This window comes from Paenibacillus sp. FSL H8-0168, assembly GCF_038592955.1.
GTDB lineage: Bacteria > Bacillota > Bacilli > Paenibacillales > Paenibacillaceae > Paenibacillus > Paenibacillus polymyxa_B.
In genome coordinates this window covers 87,370-112,500 of sequence record NZ_CP151948.1, presented here as the reverse complement: position 1 = coordinate 112,500, position 25,131 = coordinate 87,370, and the positions used below count along the sequence as shown (strand labels likewise).

Here is a 25,131-nt window from a genome sequence, read left to right as displayed (position 1 = left end):
GTGATCTCCATTCAATGATCAAGAATATACGGGTTGCTCATTACAACTCAAGTGCATATTCTGTTTTTTCTTTAATATTGATGATTTGACAAACAAAGGATGGGTAAAAAGATAAGGAGCTAGCCACAAACCATACGGTAGCAGCTATTGTCTCACGCAACTTTAGGTAATGATTAATTATAGCTGTATAGAGGAGTAGATTTTCTAATGAAGCAACGAAGGCGAACATGGACGAGAATTGTGTTTCTTATTATCTCTTGCTTATTGCTTTTCGTGATCTCCGGATTTGTGTATGAGTGGATTGCATCCAAGAAGGATAAATCACAATACCCACCTCCGGGGGAATTGGTCGATGCCGGGGGCTATCGACTTCATATTCGTAAACTCGGTAACGGTTCTCCAACAATATTGCTTGAATCAGGGAGCGGGGAAAGTAGCCTCTCCTGGAGAGATATTCCCGAAAAGCTGTCATCATTCGCCACTGTTGTATCCTATGACCGGGCAGGCTATGCCTGGAGCGAGGAGGCTGCTACTCCACGAACCGGGGAAAACATCGTTCGAGAGCTTCATGTCGCCTTAAAAAACGCAGGCATCCAAGCTCCTTATATTCTGGTAGGCCATTCCCTCGGAGGGATGTACTCAAGACTGTACGCGCAGACATACAGAGACGAAGTGGCAGGATTGGTTCTGGTGGATGCCAGGCCTGAGAATGACGCCCGACGGACAAATAAGATCTATGCCAAGGAACGGCCTAAGGTCAATCCCTCCCCGTTAATATCCATTCTCCTAGAAAAATCAGGGGCTTTTCGCCTGTTCCCCAATTTTATGCTAACGGGTCGGGTCGAATATCAAGATAGAAAATCTTTTGTGAATATTGTCGCTTCTTCTAAATACTTTCGATCTGTTGCAGAGGAGGGTGACCTAGCGAGCACTACCGAAGATGCCATACGGGGACAGCATCTGGGTAATCTCCCTGTACGTGTAATTGCCCGGGGCATTCAACAAGATTTGACTCAGTTCGGTATTAGTAAACGCGGAAATGATCAGATTGAACAAAGCTGGCAAATGGGACAGCGCGAGATGCTTAACATCTCTACAAACAGCAAATTAATTGTTGCCAAGAAGAGCGAGCATATGATCATCCATGATCAACCGGAGCTTGTCATCCAAGTCATCCGTGAACTCATCACCGACACCAGTCACTTTCAGTCAACCACGTCTAAAGCATTCACAGATGATTAGGGACTTTATATGTTAAGGACAGCTTAAAAAAACAAAAGACGCCCAAGTTCCTTCTATATAAAGGAATCCGGGCGTCTTTGCTGCCTATCACTTATTATGCTTGATTGAGCTTAGGACAAAATGGGCTTGTTATTAGATGAAGCCTCTGTGACCTTGCCAAGTATCTGTCTCAGTACTTTAGCATTTTCCCCAATAAAACCGGAATCAAGCAGCACATCATGCGTTCCGATGACTTCGTATTCTTTGTATTGACCAAGTGTCGCCTGTTGCCATAACAATTTATCTAATGATGTATCCGGACCAATACTATCATCCTCTGCAATCAGAGCATGGATATTCGCATGAACTTCACCTGCGTTAATAAGCTCATCGCGGTAGGTGGAGTACACCAACATTTTGTCCATGACTCGCTCCCTGTCCACTGGATCGGCGAGGAATGCTTTGTACTGGTCCCTAATGCTGTCCAGTACCATCTCGACAATCTCTTCAAGCTCCTCCGGTGTCGATTCATCCTTGGACATCTTTCTCATAGCATCTACCATAATAAGGTCGCTAACATGGTGACCTCGGCTTTCCATGGCTTTAGCTACCTCGAAGGCGAGATTTCCTCCAAGTGAGTATCCCAGGAATATATACGGGCCCTCTGCTTGAATATCCACGATGGCATCGATGTATCGATCCAGCATATCTTGGCCCTGGAAACGATCGCCGATAAATTCCATCCCGTACACCTCGCAAAGCCCTTCCAGCTCCTTGGCCATCTCATAGTACCCCAGAGAGTGGCCTACCCGTGGAGGGAAGCAAAACACTTTGAGTGTTCCTTTCCCTGGGAAGCGGATAATTTCCATTTCCTCTTCATTAGCAGCAGTTGTTGCCTGCAACTTGGATATTTCATGCGCCATTTCTTCCACAGTCGGCAGATTAAACACGACTTGGAGTGGTAGCTGGACGCCCATACCGGACGAAATCCTTTGGATCAAGCCCAATACTTTCAGGGAATGGCCCCCAAGTTCGAAGAAATGATCTCTGATCCCGATTTCCTGTACGCCGAGCACCTCGGACCAAATCTGAGCGAGCTCTACTTCTGTCTGCGTACGCGGCGCGATATACTCCGCTGTGCTCCGCAGAAGTGTTTCCGGTGCCGGTAGCGCTTTGCGATCCAATTTGCCATTCGGATTCAGCGGCATTTGTGCCAACTGTACGAAAGCAGTCGGAATCATGTAGCTTGGCAGCTCGCTGGCCAGTACTTCGCGTAGCACGCCCGCTGCAAGCCCCTCTTCGGCCACAAAGTATGCACAAAGTTGAGTACTTCCGGTGGAGTCAGCCAGTGCTAGAACAACCGCTTCCTGCACCGATGGCACCTTCAGAATTTGTGCTTCCACTTCTCCCAGCTCAATGCGGTAACCGCGGATTTTTACCTGGTGATCGATCCGCCCCAAATACTCAATATTCCCGTCTGGTAGCCATCGGGCCAAATCGCCCGTTCGGTAAATTCGTGCTCCCGGTTTGTACGGGTGAGGAATGAACTTCTCTGCCGTCAGGTCCGACTGGTTGAAATACCCCCGCGCTACCCCTTCGCCCGCAATGCAGAGTTCTCCCGGTACCCCCACAGGTGATACCTGAGAAGCGCTGTCCATCATCCATACTTGGACGTTAGCGTACGGTTTGCCGATCGGCACATGCGTTAGAGCCGCAGTCTCAAGGCTCGTTGTATACCGAGTCGCATATACGGCTGCTTCCGTAGGACCGTAGATGTTTTCCAGTACTGCGTAAGGAGATACTTTATAATACTCTTCCACAAGTTTGGCAGGCAGCGTCTCGCCGCAGGCAAACAGGTATTTCAGAGTAAGGAATCCTTGGTTGCCGCTTTCTTTCAAGTATTGAACGAGCACACTGAGCATCGACGGCACCAAATTGAGATGCGTGATACGGTTCGTATCCACGGCCTCTAGCAGTGCCATCGGGTCTTTGTCCACGCCTTGTGGCAGGATCACGAGAGTCCCTTGTCCAAAGAACCAGCAGAACAGCTCCGGCACGGAGAAGTCAAAGGTGAATGTCGTTTTGAGCAGGAAACGGTCGCCTGCCAACATCGGATATTCAGCTTCCAACTGACTCAGCGTATGGACGGCAGCGCGATGCTCAATCATTACCCCTTTCGGCTTGCCGGTTGAACCTGACGTGTAAATGATATACGCCAGATGCTCCGGCCCCGCAATTGGCTCCAGTTTCGAGCTATCCGCATGATACGCCTGCGGATCATCAAGTGCCAGAATCGTACCAGTGAACGGAAAACGATCTTGGAGATGGTTCTTCGTCAGCAGAAGCTTCGCTCCCGAATCCTCCAGCATGTGGCGAATACGATCTTCTGGGAACTCCGGATCAATCGGTACATAGGCCCCGCCAGCTTTTAGAATGGCATGAATACCAATGATCATCTCAAGCGAGCGCTCGACCATGATGCCGACTGGTTGGTCCGGTCTGACCCCTTGGGCACGCAGCGTACGTGCGAGACGGTTCGCCTGCTGATCGAGTTCTCCATAGGTAAGCTCCGTTTCACCGTAAATAAGTGCTGTACGATCCGGTGTGAGCGCTGCTTTTTCCTCAAATATACCGTGAAGGGTCTGCTCACGCGGATAAGGAGCTGCTGTATCGCCCCACACCTCTATAATCTGCGATTTCTCTTCTGGGGTGATCAACTCCAGCTCATCAATACGGATGGTAGGTTGAACAGCAACGCTTGTCAGAATTCTCGTCAAGTGTCCTTGAATGCGTTCCACGCTCTCCCGATCATAGACGCGGGCATTGTAACGGTACAAGAACTCCAGATTACGGCCCGGCAGCACAATGAGGTTAAAATCATAATTCGTCTGTTCAAACATCTGAACATCCGTAATTCTGTATTCAGCCTCTTCACTAGCAATTTTCTCTTCCAGATGCTCTTCTACCGGGTAATTTTCGAACACCATAATATGAGAAATCAAATCTTGCTTTTGTTCGCTCTGTGCTTGAATCTCATAGAGCGGATAGGAATCATAAGCATGTCCTGCCAAATATAATTCCTGCTGTCTTTTCATCACATGGGAGAACGAATCACTTCCCTCGGCCTGAACCCGAACCGGAACTGTATTGATAAAGAGACCGATCATACTTTCGATACCCGGAATCTCGGCAGGTCTCCCCGATACTACACTTCCGAAGACGATATCCTGGCTTCTATTGTAGCGCTGCAACACGATTCCCCAGGCTGCTTGCATCAATGTATTCATCGTCACCTGATGCTGTTTGGCCACCTGTTCCAGGCGATCGGTCAATTCCGCATCCAACGTGAATACTAGCTTCTCCGACACATAGGCTTCTGCTTTTGCTGATGGCTGTGTGATGGCTTGTGGCAGCTTCGTCTGCTGCTCGTAGCCTTCCAGGTACCCTCTCCAGTAAGAGGATGCCTCTTCCTCGCCTTGCTTCTCCAACCATTGAATATACTGGCTGTACGATACAGCTGCAGGAAGCTCAGGCTCCCTTTGCTCACGCAGAACCCCATACGTCTCAAACACTTCCTGGAGCACAAGCGGCATACACCAGCCATCCAAAATGATGTGATGAGAGCTCCACAGCAGATGGTAAGCCTCTTCTGCTGTACGTAGAATAGCAACACGCAGCAATGCTTCTTCAGCAAGATTAAAGCCTCTTGCTTTGTCCTGAGCAGTATAAGCTGCAAGACGCGCTTGAATTTCATCGGCTTCCAGCTCGTGCAGATCCTCGTATACGAAGTCACACGCTCTTTCTTTGAACACAATCTGAATAGGGAAATCGCCCCACCCGGCATGGAAATTCGTTCTCAATATGGCATGCCGTTTCATCAGATATTTTAAGCTGCGTTTGAAATCCTCAGGATAGAATGCTCCCTGAATTTCAAATTTGGCCTGCTCAAAGTAGACTTCCGAATGAGGCTCCAGCAAGCTGTGGAACAACATTCCTTTTTGCATCGGCGTCAGTTTATACATATTTTCAATACTGCCGATATGCCGTGTCTGCTCTTCTAACTCCTCAATCTTTTCCAAGCTGATATCTTTGAGGAGTACATCGCTTGGTGTAAGTTCTGTTCTTTCCTTACTTACGCAATGTCCAATAACTTCGCTAAGACGGTTCTTCAGAATGCCAACAAACTTAGCCACGGACTCCCCGTCGAGCTGATGACGGTTATAGCTGACCGAAAGTTGAAGCTGTCCTTCGGCAATCAGTCCATTAATGTTCAATGCCTGATGCTGCACCATCTGCTCACTGACCTCAGGTCCTACTGAGTAAGGCGATACTTCCATCATCCCTCCTGCAAGATCCTGGTCGAACTGTCCCAAGTAGTTGAAGGTAATCTCCGGTTCAGCCGAGAAGGAGGAGATATCGGAACCGTCGCTTAAATATTTCAAAATACCATATCCGACACCTTTGTTCGGGATACGACGCAAGCCTTCCTTGACGTGCTTGATTCTGGCGCCGATCTCCAATTCCCCTCCCATCTCAAGGGCGACAGGGTATTGACTTGTAAACCAGCCTATTGTGCGAGTAATATCCAGTTCCGGCACAACAGGCTCCCGTCCATGTCCCTCCAGAAGGATGCCTACACGTTCGATTCCCGTCCACTCGTGAACAGCCATACCCAGAGCCGTCAGGAGCAGATCGTTGACCTCCGTATTGTAAGTGCGGTTCGCTTCTTTCAGGAACTGCTCTGTCTCTTCTGGTGACCATCTCACCGTGACAGCCTCACTGTCTTTGATGAGAAGAGCGCCGTCTACCTTGTCTTTGGGAAGAGGGACAAAGCCATCTCCCTCTACCTCTGCCCAATAGCTGCGTTCTTGTTCAGCCGCCAGACTATTCGCAAATTGTGTGATTCCCTCAACCCATGCACGGTACGAATCCGTCTTCTGTGGAAGCTTGACCGCTTCTCCACGTGCTGCCTGCTCGTAGCCATCCTGCAGGTCCTCAAAGAGAATACGCCAGGATACGCCATCCACAGCCAGATGATGAATAACGATCAACAGATGTTCACCTTCCGCACAGCGGAACAGACCCAGTCTAAAGAGAGGTCCATCCTCCAGAGAGATGCTGCGCTGAATGGCTTCCGCACCTGCTTCTATTGCTGAAGCCGGGTCTGTCTCATCCCGCAGGTCGTGGATCTGGAGGCTATAGAGCTCACCCTCATCCATGCTCCGGTTCCAGGCCTCCAATCCCTGCTCTCCTTGGCGGAACACCAGTCGTAAAGCATCATGATGCTCTGCAATTTTCCGAACAACCTCGGCGAGCGCATCGGTATTGAAGCCATCCCGTCGGTACAACATGACCGACTGATTAAAGTGATGCAGATCCATCGACTGTTCATCGAAGAATCTGTGCTGAGCAGGTCCCAGTCTTACCGCTCCGTGTACCTCGCTTTGGTCCGCAATTCGGCTGACCACACTAACGCGCTGTGCCAGCTCTGCAATTGTCGGATAACCGAACAAATCCTTCATTTCAAGCTTATAGCCTGCTTGGAGAAGCCTTGAGGATACTTGAATGGATTTGATCGAGTCACCTCCAAGCTCAAAGAAATTATCATGAATGCCGACAAGCGGCACGCCGAGTACACCCTGCCAGATTGAAGCCAAAATGTTCTCCACATCCGTGCGCGGAGCGGTAAAGTCTGCTCCCGCCTTTATACCCGAGTTCGGTTCAGGCAGTGCCTTGCGATCCAGCTTACCATTCGGTGTCAGAGGCATCACGTCCAGTTGGACGAAGTAAGACGGAATCATATATGCAGGCAGTCCGGCAGACAGTTCGTCTCTCAGCTCGCTGACAGACATTTCGCGATTAGCTACGAAGTAAGCACACAGCGATTTCTGCCCATGAGCATCTGTCCACGCAACAACGAGAGCTTCCTCGACAAGTGGAATGTCCAGCAGCTTGGCCTCAATCTCACCAAGCTCAATACGATAGCCCCGTATTTTAACTTGGTGGTCAATGCGTCCAATGTACTCAATGTCTCCATTAGGAAGGCGACGAGCCAAATCCCCAGTGCGATACATATTTCCTTCCGAAGCGAACGGATTTCTAATGAATTTATCTGCGGTAAGCTCAGGACGGTTCAGATATCCACGGGCTACCCCGTCCCCGGCGATGTACATTTCACCCTCCACGCCTAACGGTACGAGACGAAGCTGTTCATCCAGAATATGGATGTATATATTGTCTGCTGGCAACCCAATCGGTACAGATTCACGCGTATCCTTCGCAGGATTGTACAGGTGAATCATGCAGCCGACGACCGTTTCGGTTGGTCCATATTCATTGTAGATTTTGATGTTGCCACCAAAGAGATCGGTAATCGTTTTGGACAAATGTGTGGTCAAATTCTCTCCACCCACAATGAGCTGTTGAATGCGACTTTCTGCTGGAATGGTCATGTCTTTTATGAGACTGAGATGCGTCGGCGTCAGCTTGAGAATATCGACCGCATTTTCGCGCAAAATATGCTGAACGACCTCTGCCTTATCTATACCATCATAAATCCGTACTATTCCTCCGTTTATTAACGGAGTAAACATTGATGTCATCGTCAAGTCAAACGAAATGGATGAATACAACGGGAAATCCGTTGGTTTCCCAGCACAATAGACCTTATTGGCCCACCAGATGTAGTTCACGATCCCTTTGTGGTTAATCATGGTTCCCTTCGGATTTCCGGTTGTACCCGAGGTATAGATTAAGTACACCAGATCGTTTCCTCCAACAGGAATATTGGGATTATCCACCTCGGTTCCGTAGATGTGCGGGGAATCCAATTCCATAACCGTTCCCTCAAAAGAGGCCAACTCCGTCAGGTGGCTCTGTGTGAGCAGAATTTCAGCGCCAGAATCCTTCAGAATATACTGAATCCGCTCCTGCGGATATTCAGGATCAATAGGTACATAGGCTCCACCCGCTTTGAGCACACCCATGATGGCGACAAGCAGCTCTACAGACCGATCTGCCAACAGACCTACCACTTGTTCACTCCGTAGTCCTTGGTCTATCAAGGTGGAAGCTAGTCTGTTCGCCTGCTCGTTCAGCTCCCGATACGTGATCTGAGTGTCCCCATTTACAGCCGCAATCTTATCCGGCGTACGGACAACCTGTTCTTCAAACAAGGTATGCAGACCCTGATCACTTGGATAGGTATGGGCCTTGCCGCCCCAGTCAAGCAGGTTTATCCGTTCCTCGGATGTTACAATCTCCAGTTCCTGTATCGTCGCCTGCGGACGAGCAGCCACCTGATCGAGCATCTGCAACAAATGTCCTCCGATACGTGCAATGCTTTCTTGCTCGTAAACCGAAGCATTATAGCGAATGCAGACCTTGATGTCTTCGCCTGGAATCACAACCAGGTTAAAGTCATAGTTGGTTTGTTCAAACATGGTGAAGTTGGCGACTTCGAGATTGTCCTCCGTTTGATTACCCGATTGCTCCACCTGCTCGTCGAGCGGGTAATTTTCAAAGATCATAATATGAGAAATCAGGTCCTGCTTTTGGGTTGTTTTCCCCTGAATCTCATACAATGGATAGGTGTCGTAGGCACGACCAGCCAATGACTGTGCCTGTGTACGTTTCATCACCTCGACAAAGGCTTCGTCTTTGGATGACTGTACACGGATAGGTACTGTATTAATGAACAGACCCACCATATTTTCGATCCCTGCAATCTCAGCAGGTCTACCCGACACAACGCCGCCGAAAACGACATCCGAGCTGGCATTATAACGTTGAAGAATCAGTCCCCAGGCTGTCTGCATGAGTGTGTTGACGGTCACGTGATTGCGCTTCGCGACAACATCCATTTTACCTGTCAAAGATGCACCCAGATGGAGAACATGCTCTTTTAGAACATAGCCCGCTTCTTTTGCTTGAGATTTCGTTTTACCTTCCGGTAATACGGTGTTCCCGTCATAATCTTCAAGATATTGGCTCCAATATGTTGAAGCTTCTTGATCATCCTGCGCATCAAGCCACTCGATATAACGGCTATAGGGCTGAGCTGGCGGTAGGACAGGCTGTGCTTGCTGTTTCTTGGCAGAATAATAATCGAACAGCTCCTGTGTAATGATCGGGATACACCAGCCATCCATGACAATATGGTGGAAGCTCCACAATACAAGACAGCTTTGATCCTTCTGCAAGACGGTCACTCGCATCAGCGGATCTTCTGACAAGCTGAACCCCTTAACCATATCTTCAGCAATATAAGCCTTGATTCGGGCTTCTTGTTCCTGCATAGATGCGTCACGCAAATCTACGTGGTGCAGAGGGATTAACCGTTGCTTAAAGACAACTTGCAGCGGTACATCAGCAATGTTGTTGTAAAATCCGGTACGTAGTATGGCATGTCGTTGCACCAAAGCCTGGAAGCTCTCGAAGAAGATATCTACATCGAAGCTACCACGCAGCTCAAACGTTGCCTGTTCGAAGTATGAAGAGGAGTCCGGCTCCAGCAGGCTGTGAAACAGCATTCCCTTCTGCATTGGCGTCAGCTTGTACACATCCTCAATCTCTCCGATGTGAGCCGTCTGCGCCGTGAGTCGATCAAGCTGCTCCAATGTTAATCCTTGGAACAGAACATCACTTGGTGTAAGCTGTGAACGCTCCTGAGCCACACAATGACGGATGACCTCACTAAGGCTTGACTGTAATAATTCAGCAAAATGACTCACCGTCTCGTTACGATACTGCCTGCTGCTGTACGTAATCGTCAGTGATAGCCGGCCTTCAGCAATCATGCCATTCACATCCAGAGCATATTGCTGTGGTGTGAGGTCGCTGAGCGCCTTACCAACTGAATGTGTGGATAGGCTAAGGGCATTACCCTCCAGATCCTGATCAAACTGCCCAAGATAATTGAAGGAAATTTCCGGCTCCACGCCAAATCCGACACTTTTCTCCGGTGCCATATACTTCAGAAGACCGTAGCCGATTCCTTTGTGCGGAACCTCTCGCAAATTCTCCTTGATGCGCTTGATGCGCGCAGATACTTCCTGTCCGCCTTGCAGGTTCAGCAGAACTGGATACTGGGTTGTGAACCAACCGACGGTACGGGTAATATCCAGGTCTGGTACGATCATTTCCCGTCCATGCCCTTCAAGATTGACCAAAATCTGCTCCATGCCTGTCCAGCGCTGAATGGCTGCCCCCAGAGCAGTCAAGAGCAAGTCGTTCGTCTCCGTATGATACGCCCGGTTCGCTTGCCGCAACAGCAGGTCTGTTTCCTGCGCAGACCACGTTACCGTAACCGATTCAGTATCCCGGATGGTGCCCGGCTTCTGATCCTCATCCTTCGGCAGTGGGGCCAAAATCGCCTCTTCGATCAGCTGCCAGTATGCACGCTCCTTGTCCAGAGCAGGCCCTGCTGCATACTTCGTCGCTTGCTCAGACCATACAAGATACGAATCGGTCTTTTGTGGAAGGACGATTGCTTGTCCATTCAATGCCTGCTCGTACCCCGCTGCAATGTCCTCAAACAGGATGCGCCAGGATACGCCGTCAACCAAGAGGTGATGAATGACAATCAACAAATGATCGCCATCGTCACAATGGAACAGGCCTAGCTTGAACAGTGGGCCACCTTCCAAGTCAAAACTTGCCTGAATGGCATCGGCTTGGGCCTGAACCGCAGCTGTCTGGTCTTCCGCCTGCCGCATATCGGCAATGTCCAATGTGTAGAGCTCGCCTTCGTCCGTTCCCCGATTCCAAGCTACATACCCAGCTTCTGTAGACCGGAAAACCATACGCAGCGCATCATGATGGATCGCAATTTGGTCCATTGTCAACCGGAGTGCAGCTTCATCAAAGCCGTCTTTCCGATAGAGCATGACGGCATGATTATAATGGTGCGGCTCCGCTGTATGGCGTTCAAAGAACCAACGCTGAATTGGCATTAACTCTGCTGCACCTTTAATTTCGCCCTGTTCCGCTGTACGTCCGGCTGCCTGAAGATACGGGCTTAGCTCGGCAATTGTCGGATATTTGAAGAGATCCTTCATCTCTAATTTATATCCGGCTTGGAACAATCTCGAGGACACTTGGATCGCCTTGATGGAATCACCACCCAGATCAAAGAAATGATCATGGATGCCGACCTGCTGCGCTCCCAGCACACCTTGCCATACGGAAGCCAAGGCTTCCTCAGCCTTCGTCCTTGGCGGTTCATAAACCGCTCCAGTCTGCACATTGGCCTCTGGAGCCGGAAGCGCTTTGCGATCCAGCTTGCCATTTGGCGTCAAAGGCATCTGTTCCAATTGCATAAAGTAAGATGGAATCATATAAGTCGGCAGTTCGGCAGCCAAGGCTTTTCTCAACTCGCCTACCGTCAGCATCTGATCGGCAGTGAAATAGCCGACAAGCACTTTTTGTCCACTTCCATCCTCTCGGGCGAGCACAACGGCCTCCCTTACAGACGGAGCATGGAGCAGCTTCGCTTCCACTTCGCCCAGCTCGATACGGTAACCACGGATTTTTACCTGATGGTCAATCCGTCCCAAATACTCCATGCTGCCATCCGGCAACCAGCGTGCCAAGTCACCCGAGCGGTACATGCGCTCGCCCGCTTCAAACGGATGAGCGACAAACTTCTCTTCCGTCAATTCCGGTCGGTTCAGATAACCTCGCGCCAGACCTACGCCCGCCACATAGAGTTCACCTGGAATGCCAATCGGCTGTGGACGGCGTTGTTCATCCAAAATGTACGCTCGCAGCGTCGGAATCGTGGTGCCGATATTGCTGCGGCCCTGTTCAATTTCCAACTCTGTAATTTCCTTGTAGGTTACATGCACGGTCGTTTCGGTAATGCCGTACATGTTAATGAGCTGCACTTGCGGATACTTCGTTCTCCAGTCCTTGAGCAGGGCCGGGGCTAATGCCTCTCCACCGAAGATAATCATGCGGAGGCTCAGTTCTGCCGCTTGATGACCGAGCTCTTCCTGTAGCAACTGGTAGAAATACGTCGGTGTCTGGTTCAAAACGGTGACCTTCTGATCCTTAAGCAATTGCAAGAAACGATCTGGACTCTTCGCGGTAAGCGATGGAACGATGACCAACCGTCCTCCGTTTAGCAATGCTCCGTACATTTCCCATACAGAGAAGTCAAAACAGAATGAATGGAACAGTGTCCACGTATCCTGAGGACCAAAGTCAAACATATTTTTATCATTAAAGAGCAAGCGAACTACATTTTTATGCTCAATCAGTGTTCCCTTTGGCTTGCCTGTCGTACCCGATGTGTAGATGACGTAGGCAAGATGCTCCGGTCCAGCTGCAGGCTGCAGGTTTGAGACATCCTCCTTGTAGGAAGCCGTTTTGTCCAGACTTACGATATCCCCGGCGAAGGAGACACGTTGCTCCAGATGCGCTTGTGTCAGCAGTAGCTTGGCTCCCGAATCCTCAAGCATAAAGCGAATGCGGTCCTCTGGATATTCAGGGTCTACAGGGACATAGGCCCCGCCTGCCTTCAAGATGGCTAAAATTCCGACCACCATTTCAAGGGAACGATCCGCCATAATTCCAGCCAAACCGTCTGGTTGCAAACCACGTTCCCTCAGCGTTCGGGCAAGTCCATTGGCCCGCTCGTTCAGCTCGCTGTAGGACAGGGTTGCATCTTCACATACGACTGCCACTGCATTCGGAGTACGTGCGGCCTGCTCCTCGAACAGCGTATGGATCGTCTTGTCACGAGGATAATCTGCCTTGGCTTGGTCCGGCGCTTTCATCAGCCTTGATTTTTCCTGAGGTGTCACGATATCAAGGGATGACAACGGCAGTGCGGGATTGGCGATGGCTTCCCGAATAAGCTGTACAAAGTGGCCTGCCATCCGCTCAGCAGTCTCTTGCTTGTAGATCGCAGTCGCATACTCAAGCGTGCAGTTCAATGCCCCGTCTGCTTCACTCACGGTCAGCGTAAGATCGAACTTGGCAGCCGGATGTACATTATCGTAAGGAGTGAAGCGCAATCCTTCTATTTCTTGTTCTCCCTGCTCGATATTTTGCAGGACAAACATGGTATCAAATAGTGGGTTACGGCTCAAATCACGCTGAAGCTCCAGCTTTTCTACCAACTCCTCGAACGGGTAATCCTGGTTTTCATAGGCCCGCAGCGCTGTTTCCTTCACTTCCTGCAGATAAGCCTCGAAAGGCTTCTCTCCTTCTGGATAAGTACGAAGTGCCACTGTGCCGACGAACATACCGATGAGGCCTTCGAGTGTCGCATGAGATCTTCCTGCCACAGGTGAACCGACAATGACATCTTCCTGACCTGTGTACTTGTGCAAGAGCGCTGTATAGGCTGCCAGCAGTACCATGAACAGAGTGGAACCCGTTCGGGTAGCCAGCTCCTGAAGTGAAGCACTCAGAGAAGAATCAATTTGGAAGTCGATTCGATCGCCCGCAAAGCTTCGCACCGCAGGACGAACTTCATCTCCTGGCAAATCCAGCACTGGCAAGCTTCCACGGAAAGCATCCAGCCAGTAAGCTTCCTGGGCCTTAAGACGCTCGCTTCCGAGCTGCTCTTGCTGCCATACAGCATAGTCTGTGTACTGGATCTGTAGCTCAGGAAATACGTCCTCCTCTTGGTAGAAGCGGAGAAACTCTTCTATGAGAATATTCATAGAAACCCCATCTGAGACAATATGATGCATGTCAAACAATAGTAAATGGCGCTCATGTGCAATTCGAATAAGGCCAACCCGCAGCAATGGAGCTACACCTAGATCGAAAGGGCGGACAAACTGCTGAAGGGTAGCTCCTGCCTCTTCCTCGCTCAACTCCGCATATTCCACAGTAAACGGAACATCTGTCAGGAGCTGCTGTACAGGTTCACCGTTCACGGTCACAAAGCGAGTACGCAGCGAACCATGACGATGAATCAGACGACGGAATGCCTGCTCTAGCCGTTCCCGATCCAAAGCTCCCTCAACGGTAAGGACCCCCGGCATATTGTAGCTCAGCTCTCCACCTTCCAGCTGACTTAGAATAAACAGTCGTTTTTGGGCCGAGGACAATGGATAATGCTCTCTCGCTCCCGCTGTAGGAATTTCTTCGAAATTCAGCGGTGTATAGCCCTCAATGGCACGAGCCAATCCTTCAATAGTAGGAGACTCGAACACTGCTCTCAGACTAATCTCGCGATTCATTTCCTTGCGAATTCGTGAGACTAGCAGGGCTGCACGCAGTGAATGACCTCCAAAATGGAAGAAATTATCCTTCACTCCCGCGCTCTCTACACCCAGCACCTCTTGCCAGATTTCAGCTAATTGAATTTCCACAGGTGTCCTTGGAGCCTCAGATGAAGCCGCTGCCCATCCATGCTCGCCCTGCAGCGCTTTTCGATCGATTTTTCCGTTCGACGTCAGAGGCATATCCTCCAGTTGTATGAAGCGGGAAGGGATCATATATCCAGGTAATATCTCCGACAGGACGGCCCTAAGCTCGGATACCTCAAGTTTCTGAGCAGCTACGAAATAAGCGACTAGATCTTTGTAGCCGTCATCGCCCTCTACAGCCATGGCTACGGCTTCCTGAACGGACGGCACTCTGAGCATTTGTGCTTCTACCTCGCCCAGCTCGATACGGTAACCGCGGATTTTGACTTGGTGATCTATTCGACCTAAGTACTCGATGATTCCATTCGGTAACCAGCGAACCAGGTCACCCGTCCGATACATGCGCTCTCCTGGAGCAAACGGATTGTCCACGAACTTCTCATCCATTAACTCAGGCCGATTATGATACCCCCGTGCTAACCCGATACTCGAAATGCATAGCTCTCCAGCTACACCGACAGGTTGCAATCTAAAATGGTCATCCAAGATGTACACACTGTGGTTAGCAATAGGTCGCCCAATAGATACAATATCCGTTGCTTCCTCACTGTCCGGGACAGACCAGATTGTGGTGCATACGGAGTCCTCTGTTGGGCCATAGCCATTAGAGTAACGTACATGCTTCCTCCACTCATCGATCAACTCGACGGATGCGGCCGATCCAGCGGTTAGCAGGCACCGCAGTGTTGGCAAACGCTCTGGATCAAGGTGGATAGCGTAAGCGGGTGGCAAAGTCGCTACCGTAATCCCCTTATCGTTCATGAACTGCTCGAACAGGGCATGATCTAAAATATCTTGTGTAGAAGGGATGCACAGAACAGCCCCGTGGCTCAGCGCCGTTAAAATTTCCGAAACCGATGCATCAAACGACAGACTTGCAAACTGAACGATCCGATCCTGCGGTGTAACTTCGAAGTGTGTCCCGTATACGTCCGAAAGATTCGGTAGTCCCCGATGCTCGACTAATACGCCCTTAGGCTGACCCGTCGTACCTGAAGTGTAGATCACGTAAGCCAGATCATCCGGGCCAGCAGTAGCCTCCAAATTCGAGGTGTCGGCATCATAGGTCGATGATTCATCCAGCAGCAAAACATTTTCCGTCCATCCGAGATGCTCCAAGAGATGGGCCTGTGTAAGGATCAGCTTCGCCCCGGAATCTTCAAGCATGTAACTGATTCGTTCTTTCGGATACTCTGGATCGATTGGAACATAGGCACCCCCGGCTTTCATAATGCCGTAGATCCCAACGATCATTTCGAGCGACCGTTCAGCAATCAGTCCCACCAGATCTCCCGTCTTGATTCCCTGAGTACGGAGCCTTCTCGCCAGTCCATTGGCTTTTGCATTGAGCTCGGCATAGGTCAGACTCTCGTCCTCGAACCAAAGGGCAGTCGCATCCGGCGTTCGTCCCGCCTGTTCCTCCAACAGCCCGTGGAACGTGTTACAGTGCTCGTAAATGCCTTTTGTATTTCCCCATACGTTCAGAATCTGTTCTCTCTCCTGCGGCGTGACTAATTCTAGTGCATCCACGGAAATGGCAGGGTTCTCTACAATTTGTTCCATGAGGTGAACCAGATGGCCCTTGATTTGCTCAATTGTCACTGGGTCATAAACAAGTGCATTGTACTGGAACAGCAATCTCATTTCTTCGCCAGGGAGGACAATTAAATTAAAATCATAATTCGTTTGCTCAAGAAGCTCCGCTTCCTCAATCTCAAAGGCAGCCTCGCCACCACCCAGACGCTCTACCTCCTCTTCCACAGGATAGTTTTCAAACACCATAATATGGGAGATTAGATCCTGCTTCTGATCCGTCTGAGCCTGAATCTCAAACAACGGGTAGGTGTCATACATATGAGAAGCCATATATCGTTCCTGCTGCTGCTTCATCAGAACTGTGAAGGGGAGATTCTCCTCTGTCTTCACACGAACGGGAATCGTATTGATGAACAAACCGATCATCCGATCAATGCCCGGAATTTCTGCTGGTCTGCCTGATACTACACTTCCGTACACGACATCCTTGCTACCGTTGTAGCGTTGAAGCGCAATGCCCCAGAGGGACTGCAGCAATATATTCATCGTGACATGAGCATCCCTGGCCACCTTTTCAAGGCGCTCAGTCAATTCCCTGCTGAGAGGATAATTCAGCTTTTCTGCTATATAGCCTTCTCCCTTACTTGCTCCACCGACTTGAGGTAAAAGTGTCTGCTGCTCGTAACCGGCCAGATATCGGATCCAATAGTTGGACGCAGCTGCTTCATCCTGCTGTTCGAGCCATTCGATATATCGACTGTACGGATGAACCTCTGCCAACTGCGGCTCTCTTCCTTCCAGGAGGGCAAAATAGTGTTCAAATACCTCCTGCGTAATTAACGGAACACACCACCCATCCATGACGATGTGGTGAAAACTCCATAAGAGACGGAAGCTCTCTTCATCTGTTTGTAAAATGGATACACGGAGAAGCTCGTCTTCAGCTAGGTTGAAGCCCTGTGCTTTGTCCTTAGCACCAAATGTCTTCAGGTAAGCTTCGCGCTGCGATGCATTCATCTCACGCAGGTCTTCGTACACCAATTTAGCGCCTCTGTGTCGAAATACAACCTGCAAAGGCTCGCTGCCCCATCCGCTGTAAAAGTTCGTGCGCAGGATGGCATGACGCTCCACCACGGCATCCAGACTGTGTCCGAATGCAGTCGGATCAAAGCTACCCTTAAAGTCAAAGGCAGCCTGCTCAAAATAAGCACCTGTATGCGGCTCAAACATATCATGGAACAGCATGCCCTTCTGCATCGGAGTCAGACTATATACATTCTCAATATCGCCTATGTGGCTGGTCTGCTTAGAAAGCTCCTCCAGATCGGCAATGCTTAGACCCTTCGCAAGCACGTCGCTTGGTGTCAATACGGTTTTCTCTTGGGTTACGCAATGCTGGAGAAGCTCTCGCAGGCTTTCTTCAATATATCCAGCGAGCTGTTCCATCGTAGATGACTTATACTGTTTTCCGTTATAAGTAATCGTCAGAGTCAGGGCTCCGTCCGTCACCATGCCATTGATATCTAGCGTATAGGCCGGTTCCTCCAACAAGCTTTGCGCGCTTCCGGTCGGATAAGGAGAAATCTGCAACGAGCTTCCTTGCAAATCCTGATCAAATTGTCCCAGATAGTTAAAAGAAATCTCAGGCTGCAAGCTGAAGTTGCCTTCATCCAACTGACTTGCCATCGTTTTGAGCAACCCGTAGCCAATACCTTTGTTCGGAATTCGGCGCAGCCCTTCTTTCACAGACTTGATCAAGGAGGCCACTTCCGGGTTATTCCCCAAGTCTAAAATCACCGGATATTGACTTGTAAACCAGCCTACGGTACGGGTGATGTCGATATTCGGTATAATCGGCTCACGACCGTGTCCTTCCAGATTCACAGCAACCTTTCCGATGCCAGACCATTGGGATACCGCCATGCCCAGAGCAGTTAATAGCAGATCATTCGTCTCTGTTTGATAAGCACGATGGGCTTTTCTCAACAATTGGTCGGTTTCTTCTAGAGTCCATTGTGCTGTTACTACTTTGCTATCCTGTACAAGAAGGCTTTCCACAGCCTCATCCTTCGGCAACTGTCCGAGTGGCTGATCCTCCAGCTCTCTCCAATACGCCCGATGAGTCTCCATTTCAGGACCTTCCGAATAACGAGCAAGGGCGTCTCCCCAATCACGGAAGGAATCCGTCTTCTGCGGGAATGTCAGCGCTTGTCCTTGAATCACCTGCTCATAGCCTGCTGCAATATCCTCGAACAAAATCCGCCAGGATACTCCGTCCACCACCAAATGGTGGATCACGATTAGAAGGTGGTCTCCATCCTGACAATGGAAAAGTCCTAACTTCAGCAGCGGACCTTCTGCCAGATTGATACTGCGCTGAATGTCATCCGACAGCGATGTAATGGCTGCAGTCGGATCGGATTCATTCCGTAAATCAGCGGTGAACAGGCTATACAGCTCTCCTTCTTCAAGATCACGATTCCAAGCTTCGTAGCCATGCTCTGTCTGACGGAAAACCATGCGAAGGGCGTCATGATGCTCAGCGAGTTTTCTTAGCACCTGATGCAAGGCCTTTTCCTCAAACCCTTGTTCACGATACAGCATAACCGCTTGATTGAAGTGATGAGGCTCTGCCTGCTTCCGTCCAAAGAACCACTGTTGGACTGGAGTCAAGCGAGTCGTTCCACGCACAACTCCCTGTTCAGCCATATGCACAGCCGTTTGTATTTCCGCGCCTAGCTCGGCAATGGTTGGCGATTTGAACAGCTGCTTCATCTCTAACCGATAGCCGGCCTGCAGTAACCGTGACGACACCTGAATAGCTTTTATGGAGTCTCCGCCCAATTCAAAGAAATTGTCATGGATACCCACCTGTTCGGCACCCAGCACCCCTTGCCAGACAGATGCCAAAGCTTCTTCAGCCGGTGTACGAGGAGCTGTATACTTCCGTCCTGTATGCGCGCCTACTTGAGGAGCCGGCAGAGACCTGCGGTCCACTTTTCCGTTTGATGTTAATGGCATACGATCCATCTGGATAAAGTAGGATGGAATCATATAGCCTGGAAGTACCTGCGATAGGGAAAGACGTACTTCGCCTGCCGTGAGCGTACGATCCGCCACATAATAAGCGCAAAGCTGCTTCTCGCCAAGCTCATCCGCGCGAACGACCACTACGGCGTCGATTACTGACTCCACCTTGGCCAGTTGGGCCTCGATTTCAGGGAGTTCGATGCGGTAACCACGTATTTTGACCTGCTCATCAATTCTTCCTTTAAACTCCAAATTCCCATCTGGAAGCCAGCGTACCAAATCCCCAGTTCTGTAGCAGGGTTCTCCGTCCTTCACAGGACTAGGAACAAATTTCTCTGCTGTGAGATCAGGACGATTGAGATATCCGCGCGCTACACCTTCACCGCCGACAATGAGTTCACCCCAAGCACCAATAGGCTGTAATTGCAGTGATCCGTTGACCACATAAGCGGTAGAATTACTAATTGGGCGACCAATCGGCACGACCCCTTCGGCACGACCCAGAATCTTGTAGGTGGTGGAGAAGGTCGTATTCTCTGTCGGACCATAGCCATTGATAGGGACAAGATCAGGATTAGCCTCGATTACACGATTCATATGAGATATGGACAGTACGTCTCCGCCGACCAGCAATGTTTTTAGCCCTCTGAACAGGTACTCATCCTGCAGGGAAAGCTGATTGAAAAGCGGTGAAGTAAGCCACATTGTTGTAATCCCGTACTTGGTAATGGACGCTTTTAGCCTATCGGCAATCAGGATATCGTCGTTCTCCACGAAATAGAGCTGCCCACCGTTAAGTAACGCTCCCCATATTTCGAATGTAGAAGCATCAAAGGCCACGGCTCCTGTCTGCAAAATTCGTGTGGATTCATTCAGCTCCACATAGTTGGTCTCTTTGACTAGACGGACCACGTTCCGGTGTTCAACCATAACGCCCTTCGGTCTACCCGTCGTACCCGATGTATAGATGACATAAGCAAGCCCCTGCGATCCCTGAGCAGTCTCCGGCTGGGCAGGTTCAGCTGCATAGGCCTCTTCACTGCTAAGATCGACAATCGGTATACCGTAGTCTACACTTATAAGCTCGCCCTTTTGCACCAATAATAGCTTGGCGTCGGAATCATTAAGCATATAACGAACCCGATCTTCCGGGTAATCAGGATCAATCGGCACATAGGCTCCACCCGCTTGAAGCACCGCGAGCATACCAATGACCATCTCAATGCTTCGTCCGCCCATCACGGCCACAGGCTGCTCCCTCAACGTTCCCAAACGACGCAGTGTTTGGGCCAGTCGGCTCGCCTTGTCTTGCAATTCAAGGTACGTTAGCTGGACATCGCCGAATACAAGCGCCGTCTGCTCTGGTGTACGATTGACTTGTTCTACGAACAGCTCATGAATGGTCTTGTCCCTTGGATAAGGAGCCGATGTCGCGTTAAATACTTCAACGATCTGTACTTTCTCCTCCGGTGTGATCATTTCTATCTCGGCCAGTTGCAACTGAGGATTGGCCGCGACTGCATGCAGAACCCGGAGCAAGTGCGTTGCAAGTCGCTCTACGGTTTCACGCCGATATAAAGCCGTACTATACTCGAGGCCAAAGGCTAATTTTGACCCCTTCTCCTCTACATTGAGGGACAGGTCAAATTTGGCTGTGACGGTGTCCATCAAGTAAGGAGTAAAGTGCACTCCGTCCATTTCCTGCTCTTCCTGCTCGGTATTTTGTAATACCAATAAGGTGTCAAAGAGCGGATTGCGGCTGACATCACGTCCTACGCCCAGCTTTTCGACCAATTTTTCAAAAGGGTAATCCTGATGCTCAAACGCCTTGAGCGCCGTTTCCTTGATTTCCAGAAGATAATCCTGAAAGGTTTTATCTCCTGCCGGGTAGCTGCGCAAGGCCAGTGTGTTGACAAACATCCCGATGATGCCCTCAAGCTCAGCCTGCGGTCTTCCGGCTACTGGAGAACCTACGACGATGTCCTCCTGTCCTGTATATTTGTGCAGTAGTACCGAATAGGCGGCCAGCAATACCATATACAGTGTAGTACCTGTACGGGATGCAAGCTCTTGTATCGCCTTATTGCCAGACTCATCCAATGTAAAATCAATTCGGCTACCCTCGAAGCTCCGAACTGAAGGTCGTTGGAAGTCTGTAGGCAAATCCAATACCGGCAACTCTCCTTCAAAGGATTGCAACCAATATTCCTCAAGATCTTGCCATTGGTTCTCTGACTGTTCCCGTTGCCATACGGCATAATCCTTGTACTGGATGTGCAGCTCTGGGAGCTGTTCTCCTTGATACAAATGAGTAAGTTCCTCTATCAATATTTGAATAGAAACCCCATCTGAAATGATGTGATGCATATCAAACAGCAACAGATGACGCTCCTCCTGGAGCTTCACCAAGCTAACACGCAGTAATGGAGCCTGGCTCAGATCAAAGGCACGAATAAAGTTGTGAATGAGCGTATCCGTCTCCTCCACCAAAGCCTCTGTGTAGTTCAACGCAAACGGCACATTCCTATGCACACGCTGAACAAGCTCTCCATCCTGCATATAAAAGCCAGTTCTCAGGGATTCATGACGCTGGATCAGTGCCTGGAACGCAGACTCCAGCCGCGTGCGATCCAACGGTCCATCCACTGTGAAGACCCCTGGCATATTGTAGCTGAGCTCTCCCCCGTCCATCTGTCTCAGCACGTATAACCGCTTTTGCGCTGAGGACACTGGGTAAGCCTCGCTTTCCGTTGCCTGTGGGATGGATTCGTACATGGTCGGAATGTGTTTTTTCACAAGTTGCGCCAAGGATTCGACCGTAGGTGACTGAAACACCTCACGCAGCGAAATGCTACATCCCAATTCTTTGTGAATCCGTGAAACGAGCACTGTTGCCCGCAAAGAGTGACCACCAATTTCAAAGAAATTATCTCTGACACCGACACGAGCAACGCCCAAGATATCTTGCCAGATGAGTACCATCTGAGCTTCCACAGCAGTTCTCGGAGCCAAATAAGCCTCACCGGATTGTACGCTGCTTTCAGGAGCCGGCAACGCACGGCGATCCAGTTTGCCATTTGGTGTAAGCGGCATTTGCTCCAGCCGGACAAAATAAGAAGGAATCATGTAAGCGGGGAGTTCCGCCGCCAGCTGAGACCGCAATTCCCCCGGCGAAAGGTCACTGGAGGCTACATAGTAGGCGCACAGCAATTTTTGGCCCTGTTCGTCTTCCCGTGCGAGGACAATCGTTTCTCGTACGCTTGGAGCCTTGAGAATTTGGGCTTCTACCTCGCCAAGCTCAATTCGGTAGCCGCGAATTTTGACCTGATGGTCGATCCGCCCCAAATATTCAATATTGCCATCAGGCAACCAACGAGCAAGATCCCCAGTTCGGTACAGCCGCTCTCCCACCCGATACGGATGCTCAACGAATTTCTCAGACGTCAAATCCGGCCGATTCAAATACCCACGGGCAAGACCGTCTCCCGCAATGTATAGCTCTCCTGGAACCCCAACAGGCTGCAGGCGTCTTTGCTCATCGAGAATGTAAGCGCTAAGTGTGGGGATCGTTCTGCCAATATTGCTTTTCCCCGCTTCAATCTCATGTTCCGTGATTTCCTTATAGGTGACATGAACCGTTGTTTCCGTAATTCCGTACATATTAATCAGCTGCACATCAGGATACTTGACCCGCCAGTTTCTCAGAAGAGATGGACTTAAAGCCTCTCCACCAAAAATGATTTTTCTAAGGCCAAGCTCTGTCGAAGAGTGCATTAACTCTTCCTGTAGCACCTGATAAAAATACGTCGGCGTCTGATTTAAGATGGTGACTTGGTTGTCTTTCAACAACTCCAGGAAAGCTGCTGGGCTCTTGGCTGTGAGAGATGGAACAATCACCAATTTCCCTCCGTAAAGAAGCGCTCCGTACATCTCCCAAACGGAGAAATCGAAGCAGAACGAATGGAACAGCGTCCACGTATCCTGAGAGTTGAAGTCAAATAAATTTTTATCGTTAAAGAGCAGTCGAACTACATTTTTGTGTTCAATCAGCGTGCCCTTCGGCTTGCCAGTCGTACCCGACGTGTAGATAACATAGGCCAGATGGCTTGGTCCCGAAATACTCTCCAGATTGGAAGCATCTCCTGTATACGTTGCAGCTTCGTCCAGACTCACAAGCTTTCCGTCAAAAGTGGTGCTCTCCCATAGATGACTTTGGGTGAGCAACAGACTTACACCTGAATCCTCCAGCATATAGTGGATACGCTCTTCGGGATAATCGGGGTCAATTGGTACATAGGCACCACCTGCTTTCAAAATGGCCAACATCCCGATGACCATCTCCAAGGAACGGTCAGCCATAATCCCTACGAGCGTATCTGCCCCTACTCCCTCGGAGCGCAAATATCTCGCAAGCTGGTTAGCCTGCTCGTTTAGAGCTTGGTATGTAATGCTCTGCTCGTCCATCTGAACGGCTACGTGATCTGGCGTGCGCTCGGCTTGTTCCTCGAATAAGCCATGAATGGTCTTCTCTCGTGGATAATCGACTGCGGCGCCTTCCGAAAGAGCCAAAATGGATTGCTCTTCTGGTTCACCTAATAAGCTTACCTCTGCGATAGAAAGCTGAGGTGAATGAATGATCTGCTCGGCGATCGTAAGCAACTGGGAAACCATGTCCTTAACTTCACTGCGTTCAAACAGCTCTGTCCGATAATCGACATCCAGTACCAGTTCGCCTTCATCCAGGATCTCCACGATATGAAGCACGAAATCGTTCACTTCGTCCCCGCAGAAATCATAATCTGTCAAAATACGCACATCATCCAAATCAACCCAATTGATAAGACGATATTCCATTGAAACGCCAAAAAGCCGCTGAATATCCTTGTTCCCATGCATTTCTCTAAGATCCTGAATTAACTGATTGTATGGATATTTCTGATGCCGCAGGACTGACATCTGATCTCTGGCTACATCCTGCAGGAAGCTCAACACATCTATATCCTTTTTGACGTATGTTCTGGCAGCAGCGGTGCTGACGAACATACCTATCTTTTGCTTCTCTTTTTTGTTCCCCCGGTTAGCGAACGAAGTGCCAATCACCACATCCGGCTGATTCGTCATTTTGTGTATGTAGATATACATCGCACCCATGAAGAACTGGAACAAAGAAATCCTATTCTGTTGGCAAAATGCTTGCAGCTCGTGATATAGCACTTCTGGTACGGTAAAATGCTCCCGAACGGCGTGAGTGCTTAAAGATAACGGATTATATGACTTCCAACCCGTAAGCTCAGGCAAATCGGAAAATTTATCTAGCCAGTAAGCCTTATCCTTTTGGTATCTGTCAGAAAGTTCGTATGCATTCTCATCTGCAATATATTGAATATACGAGCAATCGTCGCCCAGCTCCGGTTCATTTCCTTGAATTAACTCCATGTAAAATGCTGTCAGCTGATTGCCATAGACCACCATTGAGATCCCGTCAGAAATAATATGGTGCATCTTGATATTAATCCAATACTCTTCCTCGCTAATCTTCACAATTAAAAACTGGAAGAGCTCAGAATCCAGCAGGGGCAAGGGTTTTCTTTTGTGTTGCTCAAGTAAAGCTTCCACCTCAGATACACTTTCATAGTGACTAAGATCCAGGCACTCCAACTGTCTCTCTTCATAAGGAACGACGTACTGCTGAGGCACTCCATCCACTGAGGTAATACGGATGCGGAACGCATCATACTGTTTGATAATCAAATTAATGGACTGCATAAAGGCAGCAATATTGATATGCCCCTTCATCTTAGCTGTACCGGAAAGCTGTGACACTGACGTATCTGGGTAGAGTAATTCGGTATACCATATACGCTTCTGCGCATTTGTTAAATCATATAACTGCATGTCATTCATCTCATTCACTCCTATTCCATGATGTGAATATCCTCCCGCTGCACCTGGCAGT

The 25,131-nt window shown here is 49.6% G+C and carries 2 protein-coding genes; one reads left to right on the top strand and one right to left on the bottom strand.

Going from position 1 to position 25,131, the window contains the following annotated elements; genetic code table 11:
• Positions 1-207 precede the first annotated feature (207 nt).
• Positions 208-1,242 carry an alpha/beta hydrolase gene (locus MHI21_RS00420; RefSeq protein ID WP_165179908.1) on the top strand — a complete coding sequence of 345 codons (1,035 nt, stop codon included), beginning with the start codon at positions 208-210 and terminating at the stop codon, positions 1,240-1,242.
• 110 nt (positions 1,243-1,352) lie between these two features.
• On the opposite strand, the gene MHI21_RS00415 is transcribed toward MHI21_RS00420, so the two are convergent.
• The gene (locus MHI21_RS00415) at positions 1,353-25,079 is read right to left on the bottom strand and encodes a non-ribosomal peptide synthase/polyketide synthase (protein ID WP_342419187.1); all 23,727 of its coding nucleotides are present in this window, start codon (positions 25,077-25,079) and stop codon (positions 1,353-1,355) included.
• Positions 25,080-25,131: the final 52 nt, after the last annotated feature.

What these genes read in the sequence shown, in the direction of transcription:
- MHI21_RS00420 (WP_165179908.1), top strand. Translation starts at nt 208, where the DNA reads ATGAAGCAACGAAGGCGAACATGGACGAGAATTGTGTTTCTTATTATC.
- MHI21_RS00415 (WP_342419187.1), bottom strand. Translation starts at nt 25,079, where the DNA reads ATGAATGACATGCAGTTATATGATTTAACAAATGCGCAGAAGCGTATA.